This window comes from Lentzea sp. NPDC006480, assembly GCF_040611995.1.
In the GTDB taxonomy this organism is placed as follows: Bacteria; Actinomycetota; Actinomycetes; order Mycobacteriales; family Pseudonocardiaceae; genus Lentzea.
The window spans coordinates 1-25752 of record NZ_JBEXPJ010000127.1; the positions used below are offsets into that span (position 1 = coordinate 1).

Annotated in this window: 21 protein-coding genes and 3 pseudogenes; 17 read left to right on the forward strand and 7 right to left on the reverse strand. The window is 68.5% G+C overall.

The annotated features are described in order from the left end of the window. Positions 1–78 precede the first annotated feature (78 nt). Entirely contained in the window at positions 79–1308 is a 1230-nt protein-coding gene (locus ABZX92_RS34290; RefSeq protein ID WP_355568746.1) for a serine hydrolase domain-containing protein, read from the reverse strand. Between ABZX92_RS34290 and ABZX92_RS34295 the strand changes: the two genes are divergently transcribed. From ABZX92_RS34295 to ABZX92_RS34305, 3 genes are all read left to right on the forward strand, one after another. Continuing rightward, entirely contained in the window at positions 1221–1958 is a 738-nt protein-coding gene (locus tag ABZX92_RS34295; protein ID WP_355568749.1) for a carbonic anhydrase family protein, read from the forward strand. The genes ABZX92_RS34290 and ABZX92_RS34295 overlap by 88 nt on opposite strands. 145 nt (positions 1959–2103) lie before the next feature. Continuing rightward, positions 2104–3315 (forward strand): MFS transporter, encoded by a 1212-nt coding sequence (locus ABZX92_RS34300; RefSeq protein ID WP_355568752.1) that lies wholly within the window; start codon positions 2104–2106, stop codon positions 3313–3315. A gap of 13 nt (positions 3316–3328) precedes the next feature. Beyond that, a complete protein-coding gene (locus ABZX92_RS34305) occupies positions 3329–4555 on the forward strand; it encodes an MFS transporter (protein WP_355568755.1) in 1227 nt (408 codons plus the stop codon). Here the strand turns inward: ABZX92_RS34305 and ABZX92_RS34310 are convergent. Then, positions 4462–5055: a DedA family protein gene (locus ABZX92_RS34310; RefSeq protein WP_355568758.1), complete on the reverse strand. Its 594-nt coding sequence runs from the start codon at positions 5053–5055 to the stop codon at positions 4462–4464. The genes ABZX92_RS34305 and ABZX92_RS34310 overlap by 94 nt on opposite strands. Before the next feature lie 115 nt (positions 5056–5170). On the opposite strand from ABZX92_RS34310, the gene ABZX92_RS34315 reads away from it, so the two are divergent. The 6 genes from ABZX92_RS34315 (at position 5171) to ABZX92_RS34340 (ending at position 11131) form a co-directional block, all read left to right on the forward strand. After that, the gene (locus tag ABZX92_RS34315; RefSeq protein WP_355568761.1) at positions 5171–5725 is read left to right on the forward strand and encodes a DUF1453 domain-containing protein; all 555 of its coding nucleotides are present in this window, start codon (positions 5171–5173) and stop codon (positions 5723–5725) included. Next, entirely contained in the window at positions 5722–6771 is a 1050-nt protein-coding gene (locus tag ABZX92_RS34320) for a histidine kinase (protein WP_355568764.1), read from the forward strand. The genes ABZX92_RS34315 and ABZX92_RS34320 overlap by 4 nt, the downstream gene beginning before the upstream one ends. Continuing rightward, positions 6768–7394, forward strand: a complete 627-nt coding sequence (locus ABZX92_RS34325) for a response regulator transcription factor (RefSeq protein WP_355568766.1) — start codon at positions 6768–6770, stop codon at positions 7392–7394. Before ABZX92_RS34320 ends, ABZX92_RS34325 begins: the two co-directional genes overlap by 4 nt. A gap of 265 nt (positions 7395–7659) precedes the next feature. After that, positions 7660–8445 (forward strand): hypothetical protein, encoded by a 786-nt coding sequence (locus ABZX92_RS34330; RefSeq protein WP_355568769.1) that lies wholly within the window; start codon positions 7660–7662, stop codon positions 8443–8445. A gap of 69 nt (positions 8446–8514) precedes the next feature. After that, positions 8515–9867 (forward strand): gamma-glutamyltransferase, encoded by a 1353-nt coding sequence (locus ABZX92_RS34335; RefSeq protein WP_355568772.1) that lies wholly within the window; start codon positions 8515–8517, stop codon positions 9865–9867. A 64-nt stretch (positions 9868–9931) separates the two neighbouring features. Next, on the forward strand, positions 9932–11131 hold the full coding sequence (locus tag ABZX92_RS34340) for an MFS transporter (RefSeq protein ID WP_355568775.1): 1200 nt from the start codon (positions 9932–9934) through the stop codon (positions 11129–11131). Here the strand turns inward: ABZX92_RS34340 and ABZX92_RS34345 are convergent. Beyond that, a complete protein-coding gene (locus ABZX92_RS34345) occupies positions 11091–12797 on the reverse strand; it encodes a serine/threonine-protein kinase (RefSeq protein ID WP_355568778.1) in 1707 nt (568 codons plus the stop codon). The genes ABZX92_RS34340 and ABZX92_RS34345 overlap by 41 nt on opposite strands. Positions 12798–12900: 103 nt before the next feature. Here ABZX92_RS34345 and ABZX92_RS34350 point away from each other — a divergent pair, with 103 nt between their 5' ends. Beyond that, entirely contained in the window at positions 12901–13653 is a 753-nt protein-coding gene (locus ABZX92_RS34350; RefSeq protein WP_355568781.1) for an FHA domain-containing protein, read from the forward strand. On the opposite strand, the gene ABZX92_RS34355 is transcribed toward ABZX92_RS34350, so the two are convergent. Beyond that, positions 13583–14320 (reverse strand): NB-ARC domain-containing protein, encoded by a 738-nt coding sequence (locus ABZX92_RS34355; protein WP_355568802.1) that lies wholly within the window; start codon positions 14318–14320, stop codon positions 13583–13585. The two genes, ABZX92_RS34350 and ABZX92_RS34355, sit on opposite strands and share 71 nt — an antisense overlap. A gap of 42 nt (positions 14321–14362) precedes the next feature. Continuing rightward, positions 14363–14980, reverse strand: a pseudogene (locus ABZX92_RS34360) (BTAD domain-containing putative transcriptional regulator); the annotation flags it as partial. 180 nt (positions 14981–15160) lie between these two features. Between ABZX92_RS34360 and ABZX92_RS34365 the strand changes: the two are divergent. Both ABZX92_RS34365 and ABZX92_RS34370 read left to right on the forward strand, forming a co-directional pair. Next, positions 15161–16081, forward strand: coding sequence for a hypothetical protein (locus tag ABZX92_RS34365; protein WP_355568784.1), 921 nt, complete (start codon positions 15161–15163; stop codon positions 16079–16081). Then, positions 16078–16605: a histidine phosphatase family protein gene (locus tag ABZX92_RS34370; protein ID WP_355568787.1), complete on the forward strand. Its 528-nt coding sequence runs from the start codon at positions 16078–16080 to the stop codon at positions 16603–16605. The genes ABZX92_RS34365 and ABZX92_RS34370 overlap by 4 nt, the downstream gene beginning before the upstream one ends. Here the strand turns inward: ABZX92_RS34370 and ABZX92_RS34375 are convergent. Further along, positions 16592–17746, reverse strand: a complete 1155-nt coding sequence (locus ABZX92_RS34375; protein WP_355568790.1) for a metallophosphoesterase — start codon at positions 17744–17746, stop codon at positions 16592–16594. The genes ABZX92_RS34370 and ABZX92_RS34375 overlap by 14 nt on opposite strands. 30 nt (positions 17747–17776) lie before the next feature. Further along, the gene (locus ABZX92_RS34380) at positions 17777–20605 is read right to left on the reverse strand and encodes a S8 family serine peptidase (protein ID WP_355568793.1); all 2829 of its coding nucleotides are present in this window, start codon (positions 20603–20605) and stop codon (positions 17777–17779) included. A 217-nt stretch (positions 20606–20822) separates the two neighbouring features. On the opposite strand from ABZX92_RS34380, the gene ABZX92_RS34385 reads away from it, so the two are divergent. The 5 genes and pseudogenes from ABZX92_RS34385 to ABZX92_RS34405 form a co-directional block, all read left to right on the forward strand. Continuing rightward, complete coding sequence (locus ABZX92_RS34385; RefSeq protein ID WP_045315021.1) at positions 20823–21212, forward strand: hypothetical protein; 390 nt, start codon at positions 20823–20825, stop codon at positions 21210–21212. 1 nt (position 21213) lies between these two features. Continuing rightward, the gene (locus ABZX92_RS34390; RefSeq protein WP_355568796.1) at positions 21214–21939 is read left to right on the forward strand and encodes a DUF4253 domain-containing protein; all 726 of its coding nucleotides are present in this window, start codon (positions 21214–21216) and stop codon (positions 21937–21939) included. 246 nt (positions 21940–22185) lie between these two features. After that, positions 22186–22623 carry an SRPBCC family protein gene (locus ABZX92_RS34395; protein WP_355568799.1) on the forward strand — a complete coding sequence of 146 codons (438 nt, stop codon included), beginning with the start codon at positions 22186–22188 and terminating at the stop codon, positions 22621–22623. Between the two features lie 91 nt (positions 22624–22714). After that, positions 22715–25513 (forward strand): annotated as a pseudogene (locus tag ABZX92_RS34400) (DPP IV N-terminal domain-containing protein); the annotation flags it as partial. A 143-nt stretch (positions 25514–25656) separates the two neighbouring features. Continuing rightward, positions 25657–25752 (forward strand): annotated as a pseudogene (locus tag ABZX92_RS34405) (antibiotic biosynthesis monooxygenase); the annotation flags it as partial.

Below are 25752 nucleotides of genomic sequence, written 5' to 3' on the forward strand. Positions count from 1 at the left end.
GAAGACCGGCGGCAAGCACACTGAGCACATCGACAAGGGTGAGGACAAGCTCAAGGAAGGGCTCCGGAATTTCGGCGGTCAGCAGCAGTCGACGGGTGTGTTGTCGCGGAACGACTTGCCGAGCTCGGTGCGCGGCTCGTGGGTGAGGGACGTGCGGGTGAGGGTGATGTCGTGGAGCGGGGTGCGGTAGGTCCCGCACATCCGGTCGTCGATCGGGGCCGGGTTCGCTGGTGGTGTGGGCATCGGGGCGGGGTCGAACCCGGCCGCGGTGAAGATGTCGTGGGCCAGGGGATCGCCGTTGGTGCTGTTGGTCAGCACGGCCACGGCTCGGTTTGCTGACGGGTCGACGCGCAGGAAAGCCTTCTGTCCCTTGGAGACGCCGGTGTGGCCGACGATGCCGCCGGGGTAGCGCATCCAGCCGAGGCCCCACGCGACGACGCCGCCGCCGAAGTCCGGGACGTCGAGCTGGTGTTCGCGCAGTGGTGCGAGCGTCGGGTCGGTGAGGTGGTGATGGACGAACGTCAGCAGCTCGTGGCCGCTCATCGCGAGGTGTGAGCCGCTGGGCGTTGTCCGGTAGGAGACCGCCCATTGCTTCGTAGGTGTCGTCTGCACGTGTCCGACCGCGGTGCGGTGCAGGATTGCCTCGTAGGTGTCGACGGCGATTGCCTTTAGGCCCAATGGCGTAATCAGTCGTTCGCGTAGGACGTCGTGGAAATGCCGATCGCGCAGCACTTCCACGAGCCTGCCGAGGACGGTGAACCCGGTGTCGGAGTAGGAGTGCAGGGTGCCGGGCGGCAGGAGGTGTTCCTTGTCGGTGAGAGTGGCGGCGAACTTCGTGTCCGTGGCCTCGCGGCCTTTCAGCTGGAAGCCGAACAGGTGGTTTCTGGCTGGCTGATCAAGGTTCAGCACGTCTTCTCTCACCAGTTGCTGGACGAGTGTGGCTGTCCAGAGCTTGGTGATCGAGCCGATCTCGAACACTGAGTCTGTCGTGGTCCCGACTCGGGTGTGTGCGCTGAGCACGCGTGCTGCCACGCGCCCGGAATGTCGTATTTCGCGATGAGCTCCCCCAAGTTCATCGGACGATCCTTTCACGGTGAATTCCGGTTCGTGGAAAGGCTTCCGGGGGTCACCTCCAACTGAGACCGGAACGAATTCCGGAACCGTGAGAGCGTGGCCACACTCTTGCTCCCTTTTCACTCGATCAGGTGAAAAGTGAGCCAATGAACCTAAGACGGTCCCTTCCGGCTCTTCTTCCGCTGGTGCTCGCCGCGTCGTTCTTCGCGGCCGGCCCCGCTGAGTCGGGGACACCGAAGCAGAGTCCCGTCAACGTGACGCCCGGCGCGATCCGGCTCGACCCGAACGCGCCCGAGCTCGACGTCATCTACGGGCACTCCGCGCTGGAACTGAAGTACATCCGCAAGGACGCGGACAAGCCCAACGGCTGCACGACCCGCGACCACGAGGAGACCGAGGAGGCGGACGTCCAGCCCGGCTCTGGTCACGTCACCGTCGCCGGCACCCGGTACGACCTGGTGCAGTTCCACTTCCACACGCCGTCCGAGCACGCGTTCAACGGCCGCCACACCCCGCTCGAGATGCACCTCGTCCACCGCAGCGCCGACGGCAAGCTGCTCGTGGTCGGCGTCCCACTGGTCGTGGGCGCGCACTCGGTCGTGGACGACGTGCTGGCCACGCTCGCGCCGGAGTGCGGCACCCCGGTCGACGTCGAGCCGATCAACCTCAACCGGTTGCTGCCGGCCTACGACAACCACACGCTGCACTACACCGGCTCGCTCACCACGGCGCCCTTCACCGAGGGTGTCGAGTGGTACCTGGCCGGCGAGCAGCACGTCACGGCCGCGACGATCGCACGCTTCAAGGGGCTGTTCACCGCGGGCAACGCTCGTGCGACGCAGCCGCTGAACGGGCGGACGCTCGTCGAGGTCCCGCGCATCTGAGTTAAGAGGAGGCCGGCTCCCGCCGTGGGAGCCGGCCTTTCGCATGGGCGTGACGGGCTTCACCGGGCTAGGAGTCGTGGGCAATTGCCCGCGTGTGCAACTATTGCTCACGCGGACAACCTACGACTTCAAGGACTGTGTGACCATGCCTGTCGCTCTGCTCGCCCTCGCGATCAGCGCCTTCGCCATCGGCACGACCGAGTTCGTGATCATGGGGCTGTTGCCCGAGGTGGCCACTGACCTGGGCGTTTCGATTCCCTCGGCCGGGCTGCTGATCTCCGGCTACGCGCTCGGGGTGGTGGTGGGCGCGCCGTTGCTGACCGTGCTGGGCGGGCGGTTGCCGCGCAAGAAGATGCTCACGGCACTGATGGTGCTGTTCATCGCGGGCAACCTCGTCTCGGCGCTCGCGGACACCTACGAGGTGCTCATGAGTGGGCGCGTGATCGCGGCGTTGGCGCACGGGGCGTTCTTCGGCGTCGGATCGGTTGTTGCTGCTGACCTCGTGGCGCCGCAACGCAAGGCGAGCGCTATCGCGTTGATGTTCACCGGTCTGACCGTGGCGAACGTGCTGGGCGTGCCGATGGGGACGGCGCTCGGGCAGGCGCTGGGGTGGCAGTCGACGTTCTGGGCGGTCACGGGGCTGGGCGTGCTCGGGCTGCTCGGGATCCTGTTCCTGGTGCCGCGACAAGAGAGTCACGGCAGCGACCTGCGCAGCGAGCTCGGGGTGTTCCGGAACCCGCAGGTGTGGCTCGCGCTGCTGATGACCGCGTTCGGGTTCGCGGGCGTCTTCGCGTCGTTCACCTACATCGCGCCGATGATGACCGAGGTCGCGGGCTTCTCGTCCAGTGCTGTCACGTGGCTGCTGGTGCTGTTCGGCGTGGGGCTGTTCGCGGGCAACCTGCTCGGCGGCAAGGCGGCGGACCGGTCGGTGATGAAGAGCATCGTCGTCATCCTGATCGCGCTGGCGGCCATCCTGACGGCGTTCGTGTTCACCGCGCACTCGATGCCGCTGGCCGCGATCACGATCGTGCTGTTCGGGGCGGCCGGGTTCGCGACGGTGCCGCCGCTGCAGATGCGGGTCATGCAGACGGCGGCAGGGGCGCCGGCGCTGGCCAGTGCGGCGAACATCGCGGCGTTCAACCTCGGCAACGCCGGTGGGGCGTGGCTCGGCGGGCTGGCGATCGGGCACGGGCTCGGGTACACGGCGCCGAACTGGATCGGCGCGCTGCTGGCCGTGGCCGGTCTCGTGGTGGCCGTGGTCTCCATCGTGCTCCAAAGGCGTGTGAGCAGCGGCACCGCGGGGAAGGCTTCTGAAGCGCGTCAGAAGGGCCGTAAAATCGTTCCGGTTGCTAACTAGTCCAAGGGGAGCTGTGAACACCACCCGCGCCATGACCGCGCTCGCGCTCGGCGGGTTCGGCATCGGTACGACCGAGTTCGCGACGATGGGGCTGCTGCCGCAGATCGCGGAGACGTTCAAGATCCCGGACTACGAGGCGGGGCACGCGATCAGCCTCTACGCCGCCGGGGTGGTGGTCGGGGCGCCGTTGATCGCGGTGCTCGGGGCCAAGCTGCCGCGCAAGGGGATGCTCATCGGGCTGATGCTCGCGGTGGCGTTGGGCAACGGCCTTAGTGCCGCGGCACAGGACAAGACGCTGCTGCTCGTGGCGCGGTTTGTCGCGGGGCTGCCGCACGGCGCGTTCTTCGGCATCGCGGCGGTGGTGGCGGCAACGCTCGTGGCACCCGAACGGCGCGGCACGGCTGTTGCGCGCGTGATGGTCGGTCTGACCGTGGCGAACCTTGTCGGCGTGCCGCTCGCGACGGCGGCGGGGCAGCAGATCGGGTGGCGCACGGCGTACCTGGCGGTGGCGGTGATCGCCCTCATCACAGCAGCGGCCATCGGAGCGTGGGTGCCGAAGATGGCCAAGGTCGAGGGCGCGTCGATGCAGGGCGAGGTCCGCGCGTTCGGCCGGCCGACGGTGTGGTTCGCGATCTTCACCGGCATGATCGGCTTCGGCGGCATGTTCGCCGTCTACTCCTACGTCGCGCCGCTGACGACCGAGGTCGCCGGGCTCTCGCAGACGGCCGTCCCGTGGATGCTCGCGGTGTTCGGCCTCGGCATGACGCTCGGCGCGACGTTCGGCGGCAGGTTCGTCGACCGGTCCGCGATGGGCTCGGTGTTCGGCGGCCTAGTCGCGGTCTGCCTGATCCTGGTCCTCTTCGGACTGACAGCGACGATCCCCGTGTTCCTGTTCGTGAACCTGTTCCTGCTCGGCTTCGTCGTGCAGATTCTGGCCGCGGCACTGCAGATCCGGCTCATGGACGCCTCACCGGACGCGCCGTCGCTCGCGTCCTCGTCGAACCACTCGTCGCTCAACGTCGCGAACGGCGCGGGCGCGTGGCTCGGTGGCCTGGCCATCGCGGCGGGCTGGGGTTACACGTCCACGGCGTGGGTCGGCGTCGCGCTTTCGCTGGCGGGCTTGGCGATCGCCGCGGCGTCGGTGCTCTACGAACGGCGCGCCTTCAAGCGCGAGACGACGAACCAGACGATGGCGATGGCCAGCGCCACCAGCACCGCGGTCGAGACCCAGCCCAGGTAGCGGTCGATCACCGCGTAGTTCTCGCCGAGCGCGTACCCGGCGAGGATCAGCGCGGAGTTCCACACCAGGCTGCCCGCCGCGGTGTAGAGGGTGAACCGGCCGAGCGGCATCCCGGACACCCCGGCCGGGACGGAGATCAGGCTCCGCACCACCGGCACCATCCGTCCGACGAACACGGCGGCGTTGCCGTGCTCGTCGAACCACGCATCGGCTTTGTCCACATCGGACACCGACACGAACGGCACGCGCCCGGCGATGCGCCGCAACCGTTCCAATCCGAGCCAGGCGCCCAGGAAGTACAGCACCAGCGCGCCGACGACCGAGCCAGCAGTCGTCCACAGAATTGCCGCGAGCAGCGAGATCTTGCCCTGGCCCGCGGTGAAGCCGGCCAGTGGCAGGATCACCTCGCTCGGCACCGGCGGGAACACGTTCTCCAGCGCGACCGCGAGCCCCGCGCCCGGCGAGCCCAGCGCCTCCATCAGCCGCGTGATCCACTCCATGACCTGATTTACCCGTTTTGCCCCGTCCCTCAACCCGCGGGTGGAGAAGGATCTCCACCCTGGCTACAGTGCCAGGCCCACGCGTTGACCTGCGCGAATTCCTAACGTTGAGCCCATGACAGGGACTGTGCAGATTGTGCTGATCGCCGCGGCCATCATCTACGTGATGGCGCGCCGGTTGATGGGGGAGCCCGCCGTGGGCAAGCGGCTGCTCGTGCTTCCGGTGGTGCTGGGGGTCATCGGGCTGACGCAGACGTCCGTGCACTCGCTGACCGCGATCGTGTTCCTCGTGGTCAGCGCGGCGCTGAGCGTCGTCTTCGGCGTGCTGCGGGGGTTGACGATCCGCACGTACGAGCGGAACGGGATCGTGATGCTCCGCTACACCGCCATGACGATCGTGTTGTGGTTCGCCAGCATCGCCGCGCGGCTCGCTGCGGGGTTCGTGATGAACCTGATCGACCCCGGCGCGGTGCAGGCGGGCAACGGGCTGATGCTCGTGGTCGGCGCGGGACTGCTCGCCGAGGGACTGGTCGTGCTGGCCAAGGCCGTGCGGGTGCCCGGCCAGGTCGTGTGGTCGAAGGGGCGCCGGGGCGCGCCGCACCGCACGTCGCCGTTCCTGGACTCGTGGCAGCAGAAAGTGCACGAAACCAGGCATGATTCATCCCGATGATGATGTTCGCTGACGGGTTGTTCCGGCCGCTGGTCGCACTGGTGATCTCCGTGCTCACGGTGATCCACCTGGTCGACCGGCCGCCGCACCTGCCCGGGCTGACCTGGACCCTGACCGCCGTGGCGATCGCCGCGGCGGTCACGTCCGCGTTCGTGCTGGACCGGTTCTCCGAACGCTGGGCGATCGTGGTGGTCACGGTGTTCGTGCTGGTCAGCGCCCCGCTGTTCGCGCTGGCACCGGCCAGCGCCGCGGTCGCGTTCGTGTTCCTCGCGACCAGCACCGCCGGCCGCCGCCTGCGGTCCGCCCGCCTCGCGGTCGCGCTGGCGGTCACGGGGTCGCTGCTCGCGACGATCTCGACGTGGCTGGTGGACGCGCCGGACGGCCCGTCGTGGTGGCTGTGCCTCACCACGGGGCTGCCGGTGTTCTTCGGCCTGATCCGCCGCGAACGCGCCAATGCCCAGGTGGCCGCCGAGTACGCCGCGGCACTGGAGGAACGCGGCCGGATCGCGCGCGAGATCCACGACGTGGTCGGGCATTCGCTGTCCGGTATCGCCGTGCAGCTCGACATGGCCGACGCCCTGCACGCGGCAGGCAAAACCGTCGAGGCCAACGAAGCGGTGCTGCGCGCACGGGCGTTGGCGGTGTCCGGGCTCAAGGAGACTCGACGAGCCGTGCACGCGTTGAAAGACGCCGCACTGCCGTTGCCCGAGTCGATCGCCAAGCTCGCTGAGACCCATGGCGCGTCATTCCGGGTTGTCGGCGAGGACGCGGTGAGCGTCGAGATCGCGCAGGCCATCATCCGCGCCGCGCAGGAAGCCCTGACCAACGCGCACAAACACGCGCCGGGCGCCGACGTGGACCTGGTGCTGGAGTACACGGCGTCGACGATCAAGCTGACCGTGACGGACAACGGTCCGGCGGGGGAGTCGCAGACCGGCGGAATGGGCCTCACCGGCATGCGCGAAAGGGCCGCTTTGCTCGGTGGGACGCTGTTCGCGGGCCCGGAAGGTCCAGGATGGACGGTCAGGATGGAGCTGCCGCGATGATCAGGCTGTTGATCGTGGACGACCAGGCGGCGATCCGCGACGCGCTCGCCGTCATGCTCGACCTCGACCCGGACATCTCCGTCGTCGGCACCGCGTCCAACGGTCAGGAAGCCCTTGCGGCCGTTGAGGAACTGACGCCCGAGGTCGTGCTGATGGACCTCAACATGCCGGTCATGGGCGGCGCCGAGGCCACCGGCGCACTGCGCGAGTCGCACCCGGACCTGCCGGTCGTCGTCCTGACCACGTTCGACGACGATGACTCGATCCTGGCGGCGTTGCGCGCGGGCGCCCGTGGTTACCTGACCAAGGACGCGGACCGCGGCACGATCATCCAGGCCGTGCGCGGTGCGCACGCGGGCAACGCGATCCTCGACCCGGCGGTGCAGCTGCGGTTGCTGGACCTCGCCAGCCGCAAACCCGTGGAGCAGCCCGGAATCGACCTCACCGCCCGCGAACGCGAGGTGCTCGACCTGATCGGCGAGGGCCTGCGCAACGGGGAGATCGCCCGCCGGCTGTTCATCAGCGAGGCGACCGTGAAGACGCACATCAACAACCTGTTCGCCAAGGCGGACCTGCACTCCCGCGCGGACGCGGTCAGGCTCGCCCTGGCGCTCAGGGGCTGACCCTCAGGTCCATGAAAGCGCCGTTCATGGCACGCGCCTGGCGTTCCATCCCGTTCCACGACCGTTCCGGGGGAGTGGCGGTATGAGGAATGATCGCAATTCCGGCCGGACTAATCCGATGAATCATGTAAACAGCAGTCAAGTTCTGTCACTTTCGTTGACATCGCAGGTCGAGACCTCCTACCTTCGTAGACGTAAGGGCATCGAAGTCCGCCGCCCGATGTGCTCCCCTGCCGAATCGCCGCCAGGAAGGACGCACCGAACGATGGAATCGCGCATCACCCGAAGGGCGGCCCTCACAGCCGCCGCCCTGATGTTCGTCACGGTGAACCCCGCGTCGGCTCTCGCGCCAGCTTGGGCACCGAACCCGCAGACAGACGGCCTCAAGGCGTTCGAGGGCATCGAGGTCGACCGCGGCAACAAGTTCCCCGACCGCAAGGGCAAGTACATCGTCGTCGAGGGCGACCACTACCGGTTCAACATCTGGAAGAACGACCGCGACACGACCGGTGGCGGTGACCGTCAGCGCACCGAGTCCAAGGGCATGGTGACCAACGGCAGCGCCATCAAGATGAAGAACGGCGAGACCTGGGTCATCTCGTACGAGATGTACATGCCGTCATCGCTGCACGGCACGAGCAAGTTCACGCACATCTTCCAGACCAAGACACCCAGCACCAACGGCGGCCCGTGGACGACGTTGTCGTTGAGCCGCAGCGGTAGCACCGAAACCATCCGGGCGCGCGCGTTCAGCACGTCCGGTGCCCCGGACATCGCGTCCGGGAACCTGGCTCCGTTGCGCGACAAGTGGGTGACCGTCGAGTGGACGATCACTCCTGGCTCGAGCGGCACCGTCGGCTTCGTCCTGCGCAACGGCACGGGCTCCAGCGCGCCGATCGCGTTCCAGGGCAAGCGTTCCGGCGTGAAGATCCCGGACGAGGGCGACTACGTCCGGCCGAAGTGGGGCATCTACCGCTCGGTCGAGAGCGCGTCGTCGGACATCCTGGACACGTACATCAACTTCCGGAACTACACGGCTACCAAGAAGTAACCGAGCCGGGTGGCCCGCTGATCGCGCACAGGTCTACCGTTGATTGCCTTCTCTTCATGGAGGTCGACGGTGCGAGGCGCGATCGCGGCGGGCCACCCGCTCACCGCACAGGCGGGCGCGGCGATGCTGCGCGCCGGAGGCAACGCGGTCGACGCGGCCGTCGCGGCGATGCTCACGTCGTGCGTGACGGAGCCGTTGCTGACCGGGCTCGGCGCGGCCGGGTACATGCTCATCGCCCCGGCCGGCGAAACCCCCGTGCTGCTGGACTTCTCGGCCGTGGCACCCGGCCGCGCGCCCCGAGCGACCAGGGCCGAGCTCGACCCCATCACCGTCCACTTCGGTGACGCATCCCAAGAATTCCACGTGGGACCGTCGTCCGTGGCGGCTTACGGAATGCCAGCCGGTGCCGCGAAAGCCGCCACCTACGGGCGGGCGCCGCTCGAAGAACTCGTTGCCACGGCAGCGAAACACGCCCGCGAAGGCCACCGGGTCAACCGCTACCAGGCCTACGTCACCTCACTGCTGCTGCCGCTCGCCCACAGCGCGGGACTCACCGCGTTCGAGGAGGGCGAGCTCCTCGTCCAGCCGCACGTCGCCGAAGCGCTCGAACGCCTGGGCAAGGACGGCGCGGCGCCGTTCTACACCGGCGACATCGCCGCGGCGATCGCCGACGAGATCACGCAGAACGGCGGCGACCTCAGCCGGGAAGACCTGAAAGCCTACGAAGTCGCCACGAGAGAACCGCTGCACGTGCGCCATCGTGGCCGTGACATCCACACGAACCCGCCACCCGCGGCGGGCGGTGCGTTGCTCACGCAGATGCTGGAAGCGTTGCCGGACGACCCGTCGCAACAAGACCTGATCCGCGCGATGGCCGCCCCGAAGACGCATCTCAACCGTCTCGGCTCCACGACGCACATCTCCGTGCTCGACGCCGACGGCACGGCCTGCTCGGTCACCACGACGAACGGCGCGGGCTCGGGCATTTCCATCGCGGGCGTGCACCTGAACAACATGATGGGGGAGGAGGACCTGTCGCCGGACGGGTTCTTCAGCCACGCGCCCGGCGACCGGCTGCCGTCGATGATGTCGCCGACCGTGGTCACCAACCACGCCCAGGCCGAACTGGTGCTCGGCAGCGCGGGCAGCAGCCGGATCTGCGGCGCGATCCTGCAGGTGCTCGTGAACGTCCTCGACCGCGGTATGCCCGCCCAGGACGCCGTCGACGCGCCCCGGCTGCACCTCAGCGGAGATCATCTCCACGTCGAACCGGGAATTCGTCCGGAAACTGAACTCCCGGTTACCCGATTTCGCGCGCCGAGCATGTTCTTCGGCGGTTGTCAGGTGGTCGAGATGACCGGATCCGGCCTGCTCAGGGGTGGTGGAGATCACCGTCGTGACGGCGCTGTCGTCATTGTGTGAGACGTTGCCCGCATAATGGGAAAATTAGTTTCCTGATTGACCAGTCAACAAGCACGATAGCGGTGTGACGGCACTACGCGAGAGAACCTCCTCGCCGCTCCTGTCCCGAACGTTCCTGCAACTGTCCGTCATCAGCGTCGTATCCGGCGTGTCGATGGCGTTCGCGATGCCGTTCGGCTCCCTGTTCCTCACCTCCGAGATCAAGGTCTCGCCGGTGCAGCTCAGCGTCTTCCTGATCGCGAGCCCGCTCGCGTCCGTGGTCGCCAGCACGATCATGGGCAAGCTGTCGGACGGCCGGGTGCAGCGCCGGTACATGCTCGTCGCGGGCGGTCTCGCAGGCGCGATCGGCTACGGCCTGTTCGCCGTGCTGCGCGACTACTGGCTCCTGCTCGGTGCGTCGGTGATCTTCGTGGCGATCACGTCGTCGTTGCTGCCGCAGCTCTTCGCGTACGGGCGTCAGGTCTCACAAGGGCCTTCGATGACCGTCAGCGTGTTGCGCACCCTGCTCTCCGTCGCGTGGGTGGCCGGTCCGCCGCTGGCCGCGCTGACCGTCGCGAACATCGGCTGGGTGGGCCTCTTCGGCGCCTCGGCGATCCTCCAGTTCGGCGTCGCGGTGCTGGCGATCCTGCTGCCCGAGCCCAAAGCCGAACCCGAACCCGAACCCGAGAAGGTCGAGGAGACCGGGCACTCGCGCGCCGGCTTCTCGGTCGTCGTGGCCGCGTTCGTGCTCCTGCAGGGCTCCGTCTCGCTCGCGGTGGGTGGTCTGCCGTTGTTCGTCACGAGCAACCTCGAAGGCACGGCGGGCGACGCGGGGCTCGCGATGGGGCTCTGCGCGGCGCTGGAGATCCCGATGATGCTGTGGTTCGGCTCGCTGGCGAACCGGATGTCGCAGCACAAGCTCGTCGTGATAGGCGCGGCGATCTCGTTGAGCTACCACGGCCTGATGGTGTTCACCCACGCCGTCTGGCAGGTGATGGCCCTCCAGGTCCTGCACGCCACGGTCATCTCGTTGATCATGGGCGTGGGCATCACGTACTTCCAGAGCCTCGACCCCGAACGGCCGGGCCACGCCACCACGATGTTCAGCAACACCCAGATCATCGGCGGCATGGTCGCGGGCGCGCTGCTCGGCGTGGCCCAGCAGTTCGGGTTCCGCTGGGTCTACGGGTTCAGCCTCACCATGTGCGTGCTGGGACTGGCGCTGCTGCTCGTCGCGGGCAAGGTCAGGGCAGCCGCGGAACCACGGCTTTCGCCAGCTCGGTAGCACCGGGGCACAACGAGGTGCCTTCGGTGAGCTTGTCCTCGGAGAGGATCACGCGGACCACCTCGATCCGCTTCTCGTCGCCCTCCTTGGCCACGCGCTGCTGGATCTTCACCTGGCACTGGCCCTCGTCCGCCTCCGGGTCCAGGTAGGCGAGCTTGTCGCGGCCGACGTCGATGACCGTGCCGTCGCCCGCGTCGAACGGGTTCTGGCGGCTGAACTCGATCTGGACGTGCCGCTGCTCGTAGTCCCAGCCGCAGCCCCAGGAACCGAGCTCGTTCCACGGGTAGGGGGTCGCCGCCGACTTCAGCTGCGGTTCCAGGTTCTCGGACTTGAGCAGGCTGCACGCGTCGGTGTTCGCGAGAGAGTCCTTCGGCCACGGCTCCGTGCGGCGCGGGATCTGCTTTTCCGTGAGCACCGAGCGCGCGTGCTCGCCCGCTACCTGCCCGATGTCGCACAACGGCTGGCCGGCGCCGCCCTTGGCCTCGATCTGCAAGGTGTTGCCGTCGACCAGCACGATCGACTTCGTGCACACCTCGTCCGTGGATGCGATCTGGGTGACCTCGCCGAGCTTCCCGGTCGGCTTCGCGGCGCCGTACTGGACGAACTGCTTCACGAAGTAGTCGAGGACCACGCCGTTGTCGCCCTTTTCGTCGAACGCGACCCAGCTGGTGCAGCCGTTGAACCAGTAGGAGTTCAGGGCGTTGGTGTCGACGTGGTGGGGCTGGAAGCGCTGGAAGTCGTCCTTGCTCGCGGTCAGCCCGCACACGTCCATCGTGCGGGGATCGCCGACCGTGCCGGCCACCGGCAGCCGCGAGTAGATCACGAAGCCGGCCACGACCACGGCGACGAGCGCGGCGGCACCGATCACGACGGCCTTGCGCCGCCGCGGGTTCGGCAGCTTCACGCCCTCCAGCAGCGGGCGGACGTTCTCGGTGGCGGGGCGGTCCTGCGGGTCGCGCCGCATCAGCTGGGCCAGCAGGTCGCCGAACGGGCCGTCGTGCCGCGGCGGCGTGATGTCGTAGGCCTTGGCCCGACGCAGCTGTTCCGAGGACCCGGCGTCCGGGGATCCCCACGGCGAGGTGCCCTCCACGGCCGCGAACAGCGTGGCACCTAACGCGAACACGTCCGACGCCGGCCGTGCCTCGTGCCCGTCCGCCACCTCGGGCGCCAGGTACGCGGCGGTTCCGGCCACGTCACCGCCGCCGACGCGGGTCTGCTCGGCCCACCGCGAGATGCCGAAGTCGCTGAGCTTCGCCACGTCGTTGTCGCCGACCAGGACGTTGCCGGGCTTCACGTCCCGGTGGACCATGCCCTTCGCGTGCATGGCGGCCAGCGCGTCCGCGAGCTGTGCGCCGATCCTGGCGGCCCGCTGCGGGCTGATCGGGCCGTCCGCCTCGATGATCTCCGCCAGCGACCGCGACGGCAGGTACTCCATGACCAGCCACTGGTCGGGACCGTCGGTGACGGTGCCGTGCACGGTGATCACGTTCGGGTGACTGAGCTCGCCGCCGATGCGCGCCTCGTGGCCCGCGTCGCCCTCCCGCGGCCGCTTCAGCGCGACTGTCTCCTGCAGCCGCAGGTCCGTAGCCCGCCAGACATCTCCCATGCCTCCCGCGCCGAGGTGCTCTTCGAGCCGGTATCTGTCCGCGATAGTGCGCCCAACCACGAACCTGGATCTTAGGGAGGGGTCCCCGCCCCGCGGGTGCACACTGCCGAGAATTGTTCGGATGAAAATATTTCAGCCACGATGAATTCTGGGGAGGGACGAGGTGTTCGAGAGCTTGGCACGGCAGGTGCCGAAAACGGTGCCCGGCGGGATCGTCGCACTGGCTGTGACGGGCCGGGTGAACAGCGCGCCCGTCGACGGCCACACGGTGGTGTTCGGGCGCAACAGGCCCGATGTCGACATCTGTGTGGGGGAGAGCGACCTGCGGGTGTCACGGCGGCATGGCGCGCTGACGTGCCGTGAGGGCGCGTGGTGGGTGAGCAACCTGGGGCGGCTGCCGATCCGGTTGCCGAAGTCGCGGTGGCTGTTCCCGGACGAGGACGCGGTGCCGTTGACCGACGGGTACACGCCGTTGTTCATTCGCGGCACCCGCGACCGCGAGCACCTGCTGGAGCTGTACGTGGCGGGTCCGGACGGAGGCCAGCCCGCGGTGCCGCACGGCGCCGTGACCGAGCCTCCGCGCCGATGGAGGCTCACCGACGACGAACGGCTGCTGCTCGTCGTGCTCGGCCAGCGCTACCTCATGCACGAGGCGAACCCTCAGCCGCTGGCCCGCCAGCACGTCGCCGAGGTGATGGCCGAGCTGCGGCCGGACGAGGCGTGGAGCCACAAGAAGGTCGAGCACATGGTCGCCGCCGTGCGCTCGCGGTTGTCGCGGGAGGGCGTCGCGGGGCTCGTCCGCGAGGAGGTCGGCGAGCCCGTCGGCAACGCGTTGAACGACAACCTCATGCGGGAACTCGTGCTGTCGACGACGCTGGTGCCACCAGATCTGGCATTGATCGACGCACTCTCTTAAGAGCCCAGCGCTCAGCGTCGTGATCGGCGGCCGTCCGGGGGAGGTGCGGCCGCACCCCGCACGCCACCTTCGCGAGCGCCCGCGGATTCCCCGCGCACAGCTGGATGATCTCCGCCGTCGCCCGCGGCTCCGACCCGACCAGGTCGTGCCCCAGCCGCGCGACGAGCAGGTCCCGCGACTCGCTGTCGGACCACGGTGCCAGCTGGACGCGCTCGGCGTGGTGGCTCACCGCGAGCTCGTCCATCCGGTCGCGGCTGGTGATCAGCACCCGGCACGTGTCGCTGCCCGGCAGCAACGGGATCACCTGCTCCGCGCTCCGGGCGTGGTCGAGCACGACCAGCATCCGCTTGCCCGCGAGCAGGCTGCGGTAGAGCGCGGCGAGCGCGTGTTCATCAGTCGGCAATGGACTGTCGGTCAGCGTCGACACCAGTCCGCGCAACGATTCCACGCTGCCGCGCAACGTTAGATCGGCGAACAAGACACCGTCCGCAACAGACTGCCGGTGTCCCCAGTGCAACGCCAGCGCGGTCTTGCCGATGCCTTCCGGTCCGGTGATGACGGTGACCGGGCCGTCGCCGAGATCGACGTCGCGGTTGACGAAACCCGGCAGCGCGGCGGGGAGCTGGCGCGGCTGCACCCGGCGCGGCTGGAGGACCTGCTGGAACACGGTTTGCAGCTCAGTTCCAGGCTCGGAACCGGTTTCATCGCAGAGAACGCGGCGTGCGTCGTGGAACGCCTGCAGTGCTTCGCCGCCGCGTCCGGCTTGGTGCAGAGCGCGCATCAGCAGGCCGTGCAGGCCTTCTCGCAACGGGTGTGCGCGCACGAGAACCGTGAGCTCAGGGATGGCTTCGCGGTGCTTTCCGGCGTGGATCTCGTGATCGAGACAACGTTCGACCGCGTCGAGTCGTTCTTCGTTGAGCGCCGCACGATGCGCGTGCAGTCCGGGCACGTCGGCGAGAGGGTCGTTGCGCCACAACATGAGCGCCTCTCGCAGTCGTTCTGGATCGGTTGCGAGGCTCCGAAACGCCGTGAGATCAACGCGTTCCGCAGGTGTGTCCAAGACGTAACCAGGAAGTCGGTGCAAGATCCGGATTTCCGGGTCAGGAGCGAGCATCGCGCGCAAGTGCGAAACGGCTCCCTGAACGATGTTGCGGGCGGTCGGCGGAGGTTCCGAATCCCACAGCGCGTCGATCAACTTCTCGAGCGGCACAACACGGTTGTGCTGCAACAACAAGACAGCTAACACCGTTCGCTGGTGGGTGCTGCTCAAGGAGATCTCCCGTCCCTCGTGCCACGCCACCACGGTCCCCAGCACACCGAACCTCATGCCCGCCTCCCCTGACTCGTGAGTCAGGATTCCGGGGGTCCGCGGGGACCGGTCCCGTGACGGAACGTAGACGAGAACGGCTCATGATCTACACAGCGTGCTGTTAATTGAGCTCAAACGACAGGTTCGTGAAAGAACCACGCGTTCGAGTGGTCCTCTGCTACTGGCACACTGCGCTCCGTGCCATCCCAGTTCCCCGACGAATCGACCGAGCGCCATCTCGCGCCGGACCCAGCGTTGATGGAGGCTGCCCGCGCCAGGGGCCGCGAACGCTGGGCCTCGGCCGGCGATCTGCCGGTGCCGGAGGAGAAGCCGCCGAGCCGCCCGCTCAACAAGCGCGTGGCCGCCATCGCCCTGATCGCCTCCGTCCTGCTGCTCGCGGGAATCGCGGTCGTGGCGTTCAGCGGCGGCGACGACAGCGGCGACACGGACGTCGCGCAGCCCACGCACAGCTACATCCCCGGCCTCATCACCCCGCCGGAAGAGCTGCCGGAGTCGTCCTCGGCGTCGAACAGCGCGAACCCGACGCTCGCCTCGTCGGCGCTGGGCCTGATCCCGCCGACGACGACGCCCGGCACGCCTCCGCCCGGTGGCAACAACGACGGCAACCGGGCTCCCGCCGGCGCGAAGTCGTCGACGACCGGACCCGGCTGCGGTGGGTTCACCGGGGTGGGCTCGTACCGCGACGGCCGCAAGGGCTGGGTCGACCACGGCGACGGCAAGTGCGGCAACGCGTTCGTGTCGATCCCGATGTCCGGCGACGCGCGCCGCGACGACGCCTCCGCCTACGGGCAGTGGACGTTCACCGCGTCCGGCTCGTGCGACATCTCGGTGTTCATCCCGAACGGCAACCTGGAGGAGGTCGGGGGTAACCCGACCGTGTACTACGTCTTCGACCGCAACGGCGTCGGCGGCACCCCGATGGCGTCGTTCGCGATCAAGCAGGTCGACAAGCGCGGGCAGTGGGTCGCGGCGGGGAAGTTCAAGGCCAGCGGAAATCTGACGGTGCAGCTTCTCACGCGAGGTCAGGACTGGAACAACTCCGGACCTACCTACGCCCATCACGCCGCTTCGGCCGTCAGGGCAGACTGCACTGCGTGAGAGATCTTCATCTGGTCCGGCACGGCGAAGCGACGAAGGACGAGTCGAGGCTCACCGCACGCGGCCGCAAGCAGTCGGAACTGCTCGCGGAACGGTTGCGGGGCACGGGTTTCGCGGCGGTGCACCACGGCCCGTTGCCACGCGCAGCGGAAACGGCGACGATCATCGCCGAGGTGCTCAAGGTGCCCTGCCGGGCGGAGGCGGCCGCGGACGACTTCGTGCCGCACTTCGTCCCTGATCACGACGAGTTCTTCGACCAGTTCCCGGAGTCGGAACGCACCCGCGGCCCGGCCCTGGCGCACGAGGCCGAGACGCGGTTCGCCCGGCCCGGCGACGGTCCGGTGCTGGTCGTGACGCACGCGTTCCTGATCAGCTGGCTGGTGCGGGACGCGCTGGACGCCCCGCCCGAGCGGTGGCTGACGCTGAACAACGACAACGCCGCGTTGACCGTCATCCGCTACACGACCGGTCAGTCACCGGCCTTGGTGCGGTTCAACGACGCGGGGCACCTCACCGAGCTTTGAGCGTGAGGAGCGTGATCTCGCTGGGGGCGAAGACGCGCATCGGCGGGCCCCAGAAGCCGGCGCCGCGGCTGGTGTAGAGCTGGGTGCGGTCGCTGTGCCTGCTCAGGCCGGCGACCACCGGCTGCTGCAGCCGCACCAGGTAGTGGAACGGCCAGATCTGCCCGCCGTGCGTGTGCCCGGACAGCTGCAGATCGACGCCCGCGTCGACGGCCTTCTTGATCTCCGACGGCTGGTGCGCGAGGAGCACGACCGGGTCGCTGCCGTGGGTGCCGTTGAGCGCGAGGGTGAGATCGGCGGCGTGGCCGGGCTCGCCGGAGTGGTCGGCCGTGATGTCGTCGATGCCCGCGAACACCAGGCGAGCGTCGCCGCGTTCGAGCGCCACGTGCTCGTTGTGCAGCGCCTTCCACCCCAGGCGGGTCATCAGGTCGAGCCAGCCCTGGGCGTTGGAGTAGTACTCGTGGTTGCCGGTGATGTAGAAGCGGTGGGGTGTGTTGACGTCGCCGAGCGGGGTGGCCTGCTCCAGGCGTTGCTCGGCGGTGCCGTCCGCGATGTCGCCGACGTGCACGGCGACGTCGGCGTTCAGCTCGTTGACCGCGTCGACCATGCCGCGCGACCACTTGGCGCGGTTGATGGCGCCGTAGTGGGTGTCGGTGATGACGGCGACGGTCAGGCCGTCGAACGCCGGGTCGAGGCGCGGGATGGTGACGTCCTGGCGCTTGATCCGTGGGACGCGCATGGCCTCGTAGACGCCGTACGCCGTGATGGTGACGATCAGGACCGCGAGCAGCACTGCGATGAAGCGGGAGCGGAACGGGTTCTCGACGCCGCCCAGCGCCAGTCCCAGCCTCACGACGTCACTGATGAGCGTCCAGACGAACGCGATCCAGACGAAGCCGAGCAGGAACTGGGAGATGCGTGCGGCGCGGTCGGAGTTCCGTTGCGTGAAGAGCACGATCATGGAGATCGCTCCGGCCGCGAAGATGACGGCGGCGATCGGGCGGACCGGGTCGGGCCATTCGGCGCTCGCCGCGAACAGGCCCTCGAACGGGACCCAGAACAGCAGCGTGGTGACGCTCAGGAGGACGAGCGTGAAGACCACCCGCCGTACCGTGATGCGGGGCCGGGTCGCGGTGGTCGTCATCGCTCATCCTCCAGAGTTCTCACATCTAATTTATGTCAACGCACGGATGAGGGTTTGCTCGCCCGAGTTGCCGTTGACGTCCGTCACACGTGTTTTGAGGCTGATCGGGCCGGGTTTCACTGAGAGCAGAACTCCGCGGTCGCCTGACATGACGTACGACGCCGGTTGCCACGTCTTTCCGTCGTCGTAGGACACGTCCACGGTGAGCTTCTTGGTTCGGCCGGCCGTGGTGGTCTTGTCGAGGCGGAACGGGATGTTGCCGCCGTTGCGGTCGTCGAACCTGACCGCCGTGAGGGGAAGCGGGCCGGTGGACTGTCGTGAGTCGAACTCCCACGCGGCCCGGACGGTCCTGGTGGTGGCTTCGAGGCGGTAGCGGGCCTGGTCCGGTGGCACCTGGAACGTGCCGCCGTCCGCGCTCGTGGTGCCGTCGACGAGCTTGCCGTTGCGGCGCAGCTCGGTGCGGCCTTCGACGCCCATGTCACCCGCGACGCCGTAGTGGCCCTGGGTCGAGTCGGTGAACAACGCGAGGTTCGCGGTGATCAGGTTGCCCTTGCGTTCGTGGCGGGTCGTCGTGACTGACGGGCCGTAAGCGCCGTGGCTCCACTTCTCGTCGTAGCTCTTGCCGTTGGCGTATGTGCGCCAACCCTGTGCTTGCAGGACTTCCTGGTCCGGGCCGACCTGCGCCGCCCACCACTCGATCTCGCCGCTGGAGTGGTAGTAGGTGGTGTGCTTGCCGGGGAACTGGACGTTCTGCGCGCCGTCACCGGGTGGGGGAGTCGAGAGCGGGTGCTCGGCGAAGATGACCCACTGGCCGCTGGTTTCCGGCTTGCCGATCTGCGCGGTGGCCTGGGCGAGGTCGGCGTCCTCGACATCGGGGAACGTTGCGGTGAGGGCGTTCTTCTTGCTGACCGCGATCGCGCACACGGTGTCGGTGCAGTTCTCGCTGCCCTTGACGTTGCGGACGAACTGGACGCCCGTGTAGATCATGCCGTTCGCGCTGCCGGGTACCACGTAGACCTCGTCGCCCTGGCTGGCGAACGCCGATCCGTTCGGTGCGCCGAGGCTGGTGCCGATGGAACCGGTGCCCTTGGCGCCGTTGACGGTGGCTTCGAGCCTCACACCTTTGCGCGCGTCGAGGGTGGCTTCGACGCCGTCCGGGCCGACCGTGACGTCTTGCGCGACAAGGGTTTGCGACGGTTCCCACGGCGGCCGGCCCTCGATCGGGCTCGGCACCCACGTGAAGACCGTGTAGCGGCCCTGCGGGACGTCGCCCTGCAACGCGCGGCCGTTGCCGATGCCGCCCGCGTACATCTTGTTGTTGGTGTGGTTGGCCATCGCGACCAGGAAGCCGTAGCCGCCGGTGCCGTTCAGCACGCCGTCGCGGGCGATCGACTGGACCTTGATCTGGCCGGTGGCCTCGGTCTTCTGCTGGGTGGAGATGGCCGTGCGGAGGACGTTGTTGTTGTCTCGCGCGATGATCACGCCGGGTTTGGTGGCCTTGAAGGTCGCGGTGGCCGTGCCGTGCGCCGGGACTTCGAGGGTGGTGCGGTCGGTTGTGACGTTGGTGGGGAGGCTCAGGTTGAGCTTGACCGGCTTGGCGCTGTCGTTGCGGTAGGTGACCGTGCCCTGGTCCTTCAGGGTCGCCGGCTCGGCGGTGAGCTGGGTTTTCGTTGCCCTGTCGAGGTTCGCGACGCCGGCGCCCTGGTCGAACAGCGGTGCGTCGATCGGGTCGGCAGTTGCGGTGAGCGCGGCTTTCAGGCGTGCGGGCGACCAGTCCGGGTGCTGTCCGGCCAGGATCGCGGCCGCGCCCGTGACGTGCGGGGTGGCCATCGAGGTGCCGCTCGCCAGGGTGTGCCGGTCGTTGATCGGGTAGCCCATGGAGGTGCCTGCCGCCCGTGCCGCCGCGATGGCGTAACCGGGTGCGCTGATCTCCGGCTTCACGGCGCCGTCAATGCGCGGGCCGCGGCTGGAGAAGTAGCTGAGCTGGTTGTCCTTCGTGACGCTCGCGACGGCCAGCGCCGCGTCCGCTGCCGCCGGACTGCCGACCGACTCTTGGCGCCCTTCGTTGCCCGCCGCGGCAACGAAGAGCATGTTGTACTTGGCGCTCAACGTGTTCAGCTCCTGGCTGAGCTCGTCGGTGCCGTCGGTCGCGTCGCCGCCGAGGCTGAGGTTCACGACCTTGGCGCCCTGCTCGGCCGCCCACCGCATGCCCGCGATGATCGCGGACTCCTCGCAGCCGTACGGCTTGCAGACCTTGCCGACCAGCAGGTCCGCGCCCGGTGCCACGCCCGGCTCCGGTCCTTCGCCCGCGATGATGCCCGCGACGTGGGTGCCGTGGCCGACCTCATCGGTGACAGCGTTGTCATCTTCTGTGAAGTCCTTGGTGGCTTTGATGCGGCCCTTGAGGTCGGGGTGGTTCTCGTCCACGCCGGTGTCGAGAATCGCGACCTTGACGTTTTTGGCCGTGTATCCGCGCTGCCAGGCTTTCGGTGCCTTGATCTGCGGGGTGCTCTGGGCGTCGAGCGGCTTGAGGATCCGGTCAGGGCTGATCTTCCTGATGCCGGGCAGTTCGCCGGCCTGGTTCGGTGCCTTGGGGTTGATCTGCTGCCACAGGTTGTCCGTGACGGTCGCTGTCGTGATGCGTGCGTCGGTGTAGCGGATGAGGAACTTGGTCGTGGGCTTGCTGACGTCGAACAGCTTCGCGTCGAGCACGCCGTTGATGACGAGCTGCTGGGCGTCGAACGGGATGACCGACACCCGGCCCTCGTCGACGGTCTTCAGGAACGGCATCCGCGCGCGTCCAGGTGCCGGATGGATGACCACGTTGGGTGGTTTGCCCTGCTGTGTGATGACGTTCACGCGGTCGCCGGTGATGAGGACGGTCCCAGTTTGCGTTGGAGAGGCAACCGCAGACGGGACCACGAGTCCTGATATCAAGACCGCGGCCGCCGCCAGCGCCGACCTGCTTAACGTTTTCATGCAGGTCACGCTTCCGGCGATCGGCGTTCCGGAACAAGGGCCGGAACGGCTACAACCGTTGACCGACGTCCAGACGAGCCGACATAGAGTAGGGCCCATGATCTTCTACACCGACGAGGAGAGCCGCACGCTGCGCACCGCTGTGTACGGCGCGATGCTGCTGGTCTCCCACGCCGACCCCGGCCCCGTGCTGGAGGAGCGGTTCGCCGGCCTGCGTGCCCTCACGCACCTCTCCCACGACCTCCGCGTGGTCCTGGGCGCCGCCCGCCCGTCCGTGCCCGCCGGCACCGACGAGGAGATCGAGCCGGTCGTCCTCGAAGCGCTGCGCAGCACCATGAAGACCCTCGCCGCCCGTTCGCCGGAGGACGCCGCGTCGTTCCCGCGCGCCGTGCTGGCGATCTGCCGCGAGGTCGCCGAGGCCGACGGTGTGGTCGTCGACGCCGAGGACGCGATGGTGGCCCGCATCGAGGGCGCGCTCGTCATCTGAGATGACTTTGGAAGATCACCTCGCCGGGCTTTCTCTGCCGCCCGGCGAGGTCGTGCAGTCGTCGGTGTGGGTGAGCCACGGCCCGGCGACGCCTGACCTGTGGGTGTCGATCGCTCGTGGGAAACCCGGTCTGTGGCCGCTCGTGCTCGGCCAGGACGGGCCGTGGGACAACGGCGAGCTCGTGGCCGCGTCCGCCGGCTCGGGTGATCCCGCCGTGCTGCTGCCGAAGTGGTGGTACGAGTACGTCGAGGAAGACGACGAGGACGAGGTCACCTCGCCGTTCGGCCGCGACTGGCCGGGCTTCGCGCCCGCGCTGCCGTTGACCGGCGACCCGGACGGCGCGGCGTTCGCTCTGGTGTCGAGCCTGCTCGGCGGCGATCCCCGGATGCGCCTCGGACTCGTGGCGGCCGCCCGGGGTGCCGACGCGCTGGCCGAGATGGGCTGGTCCGGGCCCGCGAACTACATCGGCGACATGGGCGAGGTTGTCGCCGTCATCCGCGACTGGGAGGAACGGTTCGGCGCGCGCGTTGTGGGCGTTGGCGGGCACGACACGTTGCACCTCAGCGTGGCCGCACCGCCGCAGTCGCACGACGACGCGTTGCTGGTGGCCGCCGAGCACTTCGCGTTGTGCCCGGACAACATCTGGTCGTCGCTGGACGCACCGACTTTGGACGCTTATGCGGCGCGGCTGGTCGGGCAGGATGCGTGGGCGTTCTGGTGGGATTAGCCTCCCGCCCGCCTGGTGGGCCATGGCGTCTGCAAGTACCGCCAACCCAAGATCATCCAGCACTTTTCTATTACCAGCACGCCCAGCCGCTGCGCCGGCGGCGGCCGATCCCAGGGGCAGTTGGGTGTAGTTGGAGGCGATTTGATCAAGAGTTGGCGGTACTTGCAGACGCCAACAGAGCCACCGCCTTGGACTCGGCTCGTCGTGCGGCATGCGTGGGCGCAACAGTGGGATTAACCTCCGGCGATGAGCGTGGATGTGCGGCCTGAGGTCGTCGTGCGCCGGCCGCGAGCCGAGGTCGCGGCCTACATGTTCGATCCCGCCAACGACCTCGCGTGGACGGGTGGGATCACCGCGAGCAGGCCCGACCAGCCAGGCCTGCTGACGGAGGGCGCGACCGTCGTCCGCACCGCGAAGTTCCTGGGACGCACGTTCGACTACGGCTACGTCGTGACGGCGCACGAACCCGACCGGCTCATCGAGATGAAGGTCGAGAAACCCTTCCCGATGATCGTCCGGTACGAGCTGACGGACGCGGCTGAGGGGACGAACGTCGCGATCCGGGCAACCGGGTCGCCGGGCGGGTTCTTCGCGGTCGCCGAGCCGTTGATGCGGTGGCAGGTGCGGCGCAGCATCGCCGCGGATCTAGCGCGCCTGAAGGCGAACGTCGAGGCCGCCCACTGACTGGACGCTGGGCCGAACGGCGGATGCGCGCCGTTCTCGTGGTGGCAGGGTGGATCCCACTGGGGATCAACTCTCGGGGGAGTGCCACCACATGGATCTGTCGCGCCGCGAACTGCTCACCCGCACCGGGCAGGCCGCCGCTCTCGCCACCGCCGCGTCCACGCTGACCATCGGGCCGGCTCAGGCCGCCGGGCAGTCCGCTGGGCCCGGGGTGAGGCTGACACAGGGCACCAACATCTCGGTTTCCCGTTCCGCGGACGGGAAATGGCTCGCGTTCGACCTCGTCACCGCGATCTGGGTGCTGCCGTCCACCGGTGGCACCGCGCGCAAGCTGACCGACGAGCTGCAGGACGCCACGCTGCCGTCCTTCGGGCCGGGCGGCCAGATCGCGTTCCAGTCCTATCGGGACGGCAACTACCACCTGTACGTCATCGGGCTCGACGGCACAGGTTCGAAGCAGCTCACGCACGGCAAGTACGACCACCGCGAGCCCGCGTTCTCGCCGGACGGCACGAAGATCGCGTTCGTGAGCGACCGCGCGGGCAGCTACGGGGTGCACGTCCTGGACGTCGCGTCCGGGGCGATCACGCAGCTGACCGGTGCTCCGGACGAGGCCGCGGCGCCGCAGTGGTCCCGTGACGGCAAGCGGATCATCTTCATCACCGGCAACGCGACCGTCGACACGGTCACGTTGGACGGCAAGCGGGAACGGCTCGTCACGGCACCCGCGGGCCACCAGCTGTTCGGTGCCGCGTTCGGGCCCGGCGACCAGCCGAGCTACACGCAGATGCGCCCCGGCCAAGCCGATCTGATGCTCGGCACCACCGCCGTCGTCACCGGTGAGGACGTGTTCGGGTTCGCGCCCGTGTGGGACGGCGACCGCGTTCTCTACACCGCGGACGGCCACATCCGCTGGCACAGTGGCGGTTCCAGCACCTATGTCCCGTTCGAGGCCACCGTCCCGGTCAGGACCGTCAAGCCCCACCGCGGCAAGAACCTCGTGCCAGGCCCGGTCAAGGGCATCGCGGGACCGGTCGTGTCGCGCGACGGCTCGAAGATCGCGTTCCGCGCGCTGAACTCGCTGTACCTGCTCAGCAACGGCAAGACCACGAAGCTGACCGACGGGAAGTACTTCGACTCGGACCCGGACTTCTCCCCGGACGGCACCAAGCTCGTCTACGCCAGCGACCGCACCGGCGTCGCCCAGCTCTGGCTCCGCGACCTCACGACCGGCGAGGAGAAGCTCTACGCCCCCGCACCGGGCGCGCAGACCACGCCGCGTTTCTCCCCGGACGGCACCAAGGTCGCGTACGTGGACCAGGACGGCCAGGTCTGGATCGTCGACGCCACCGGCCGCCGCCAGATCACGCCCACGCTCTTCCAGCCGGGCCGCCCGACGTGGTCCGCCGGCGGCACGGTCGTCGCGCTGGCCGCCGTGAAGCCGTTCTCGCGCCGGTTCCGCGAGGGCACCAGCCAGATCCTGAGCGTCGACCTCGCGAGCGGTGAGCTCAAGTACACCGAGCCAATGCCGTTCCGCTCCATCGCCACCCGCGGCGACGACGGCCCGGTCTGGTCGCCGGACGGCAAGCACATCGCGTTCGTCGTGGAGAGCGTCGCCTGGGCGGTCCCCGTCGACGCCAAGGGGAACTTCACCGGTGAACCGCGCCAGGTCACCCGCGAAGTCACCGACTCGCTCGCGTGGCACGGCAACGACGCTTTGGTGTACCTGAACAACGGCAGGCTCCGAAAGTCCACTCTGGACGGCAAGACCTCCACGATCCGCGTGCACCTGAACTGGGCCAGGCCCAAGGCTCCGGCACGGCAGACGGTCCACGTCGGCGCCTACTGGGACGGCGAGGCGCAGGACCTGCGGCAGAACGTCGACATCGTCGTGGAAAACGGCTGTGTCAAGGAGATCCGCCCGCACCAGGGCCCGGCCACCAGCGCGCTGACCGCCATCCCGGGCCTGGTCGACGCCCACAACCACTGGCACCTGCGCGGCCGCCAGTGGGGAGCGCGCCAGGGCAACCTGTGGCTGTCCTACGGCATCACGACCGTCCGCTCACCCGGTGACCCGGTCTACCAGATGGTCGAAACGCGCGAAGCCCTCGCGGCGGGAACCCTGACCGGGCCCAGGTTCTACGCCACCGGCGAAGCCATCGACGGCTCCCGCGTCTACTACAACTTCATGCGCCCGACGCTGTCGCGCGCCCAGCTCGACCTCGAACTCCGGCGTGCCCACGAGCTCGCGTACGACATGATCAAAACCTACGTCCGCCTGCCCGTCGAACTGCAGCGCGCGGCCGTCCAGCGCTCGAAGGTCCCGCTGTCGTCGCATTATCTGTACCCGGCCGCGAACCTCGGCATGGACGGCATGGAACACGTCGGCGCCACCAACCGCCTCGGCTACTCCCACACCGTCACCCGTCAGGGCAAGGCCTACCAGGACGTCGTCGAACTGTTCGTGCGGTCCGGCATGTCGATGACCCCGACGCTCTTCCAGTCCCGGGCGCTGCTCGCCGAGGACAAGTCCCTCGTCACCGACGAACGCACCCGAGTCCTGTTCCCGCCGTGGGAGTACGACCGGTACCTGGTCGACGCCAACAACGCGGGCACCCCCGCCTCGACCTGGTCACCGGCGATCCTGCGCGGCTGGGTCGAGTTCGCGCTGGCCGTGCACCGGGGCGGCGGCCTGGTCATCTGCGGCACCGACGCGCCGTTGGACACCCCGGCCACCGCCACCCACATGAACCTGCGCGCCATGGTGAAATACGGCTTCACGCCACGGGAAGCGCTCATCACCGCCACCCGCAACCCGGCCCGCTGGCTCGGCCTGCCGCTCGGCGCGATCAAGCCCGGCGCACCCGCGGACATCTCGTTCGTCGAAGGCAACCCGCTCGCCGACATCAAGGCGGCGGCCAACGTCAGGCAGGTCATGGTCGGCGGCGAGCTGCACCAGGTCGCCGACCTCCTGAAGCCCTACCAGAACCAGGCTCAACCTCTGTCCACAACGGACACTCTCGACCCGTTGCCGTCATGGACGCGGCGGACGAGGTCGGGCTGCCGGCCGATCCGGAGTTCCGCGCCGCGTTCGTGTCCTATCTGGAATGGGGTACACGACTCGCCGTG

Bases quoted from the DNA above. Each gene is read 5' to 3' on its own strand.
- ABZX92_RS34385 (WP_045315021.1), top strand. From the start codon at position 20,823: ATGATCTTCTACACCGACGAGGAGAGCCGCACGCTGCGCACCGCTGTG.
- ABZX92_RS34330 (WP_355568769.1), top strand. From the start codon at position 7,660: ATGGAATCGCGCATCACCCGAAGGGCGGCCCTCACAGCCGCCGCCCTG.
- ABZX92_RS34395 (WP_355568799.1), top strand. From the start codon at position 22,186: ATGAGCGTGGATGTGCGGCCTGAGGTCGTCGTGCGCCGGCCGCGAGCC.
- ABZX92_RS34390 (WP_355568796.1), top strand. From the start codon at position 21,214: ATGACTTTGGAAGATCACCTCGCCGGGCTTTCTCTGCCGCCCGGCGAG.
- ABZX92_RS34325 (WP_355568766.1), top strand. From the start codon at position 6,768: ATGATCAGGCTGTTGATCGTGGACGACCAGGCGGCGATCCGCGACGCG.
- ABZX92_RS34310 (WP_355568758.1), bottom strand. From the start codon at position 5,055: ATGGAGTGGATCACGCGGCTGATGGAGGCGCTGGGCTCGCCGGGCGCG.
- ABZX92_RS34295 (WP_355568749.1), top strand. From the start codon at position 1,221: ATGAACCTAAGACGGTCCCTTCCGGCTCTTCTTCCGCTGGTGCTCGCC.
- ABZX92_RS34300 (WP_355568752.1), top strand. From the start codon at position 2,104: ATGCCTGTCGCTCTGCTCGCCCTCGCGATCAGCGCCTTCGCCATCGGC.
- ABZX92_RS34315 (WP_355568761.1), top strand. From the start codon at position 5,171: ATGACAGGGACTGTGCAGATTGTGCTGATCGCCGCGGCCATCATCTAC.
- ABZX92_RS34320 (WP_355568764.1), top strand. From the start codon at position 5,722: ATGATGATGTTCGCTGACGGGTTGTTCCGGCCGCTGGTCGCACTGGTG.
- ABZX92_RS34375 (WP_355568790.1), bottom strand. From the start codon at position 17,746: ATGACGACCACCGCGACCCGGCCCCGCATCACGGTACGGCGGGTGGTC.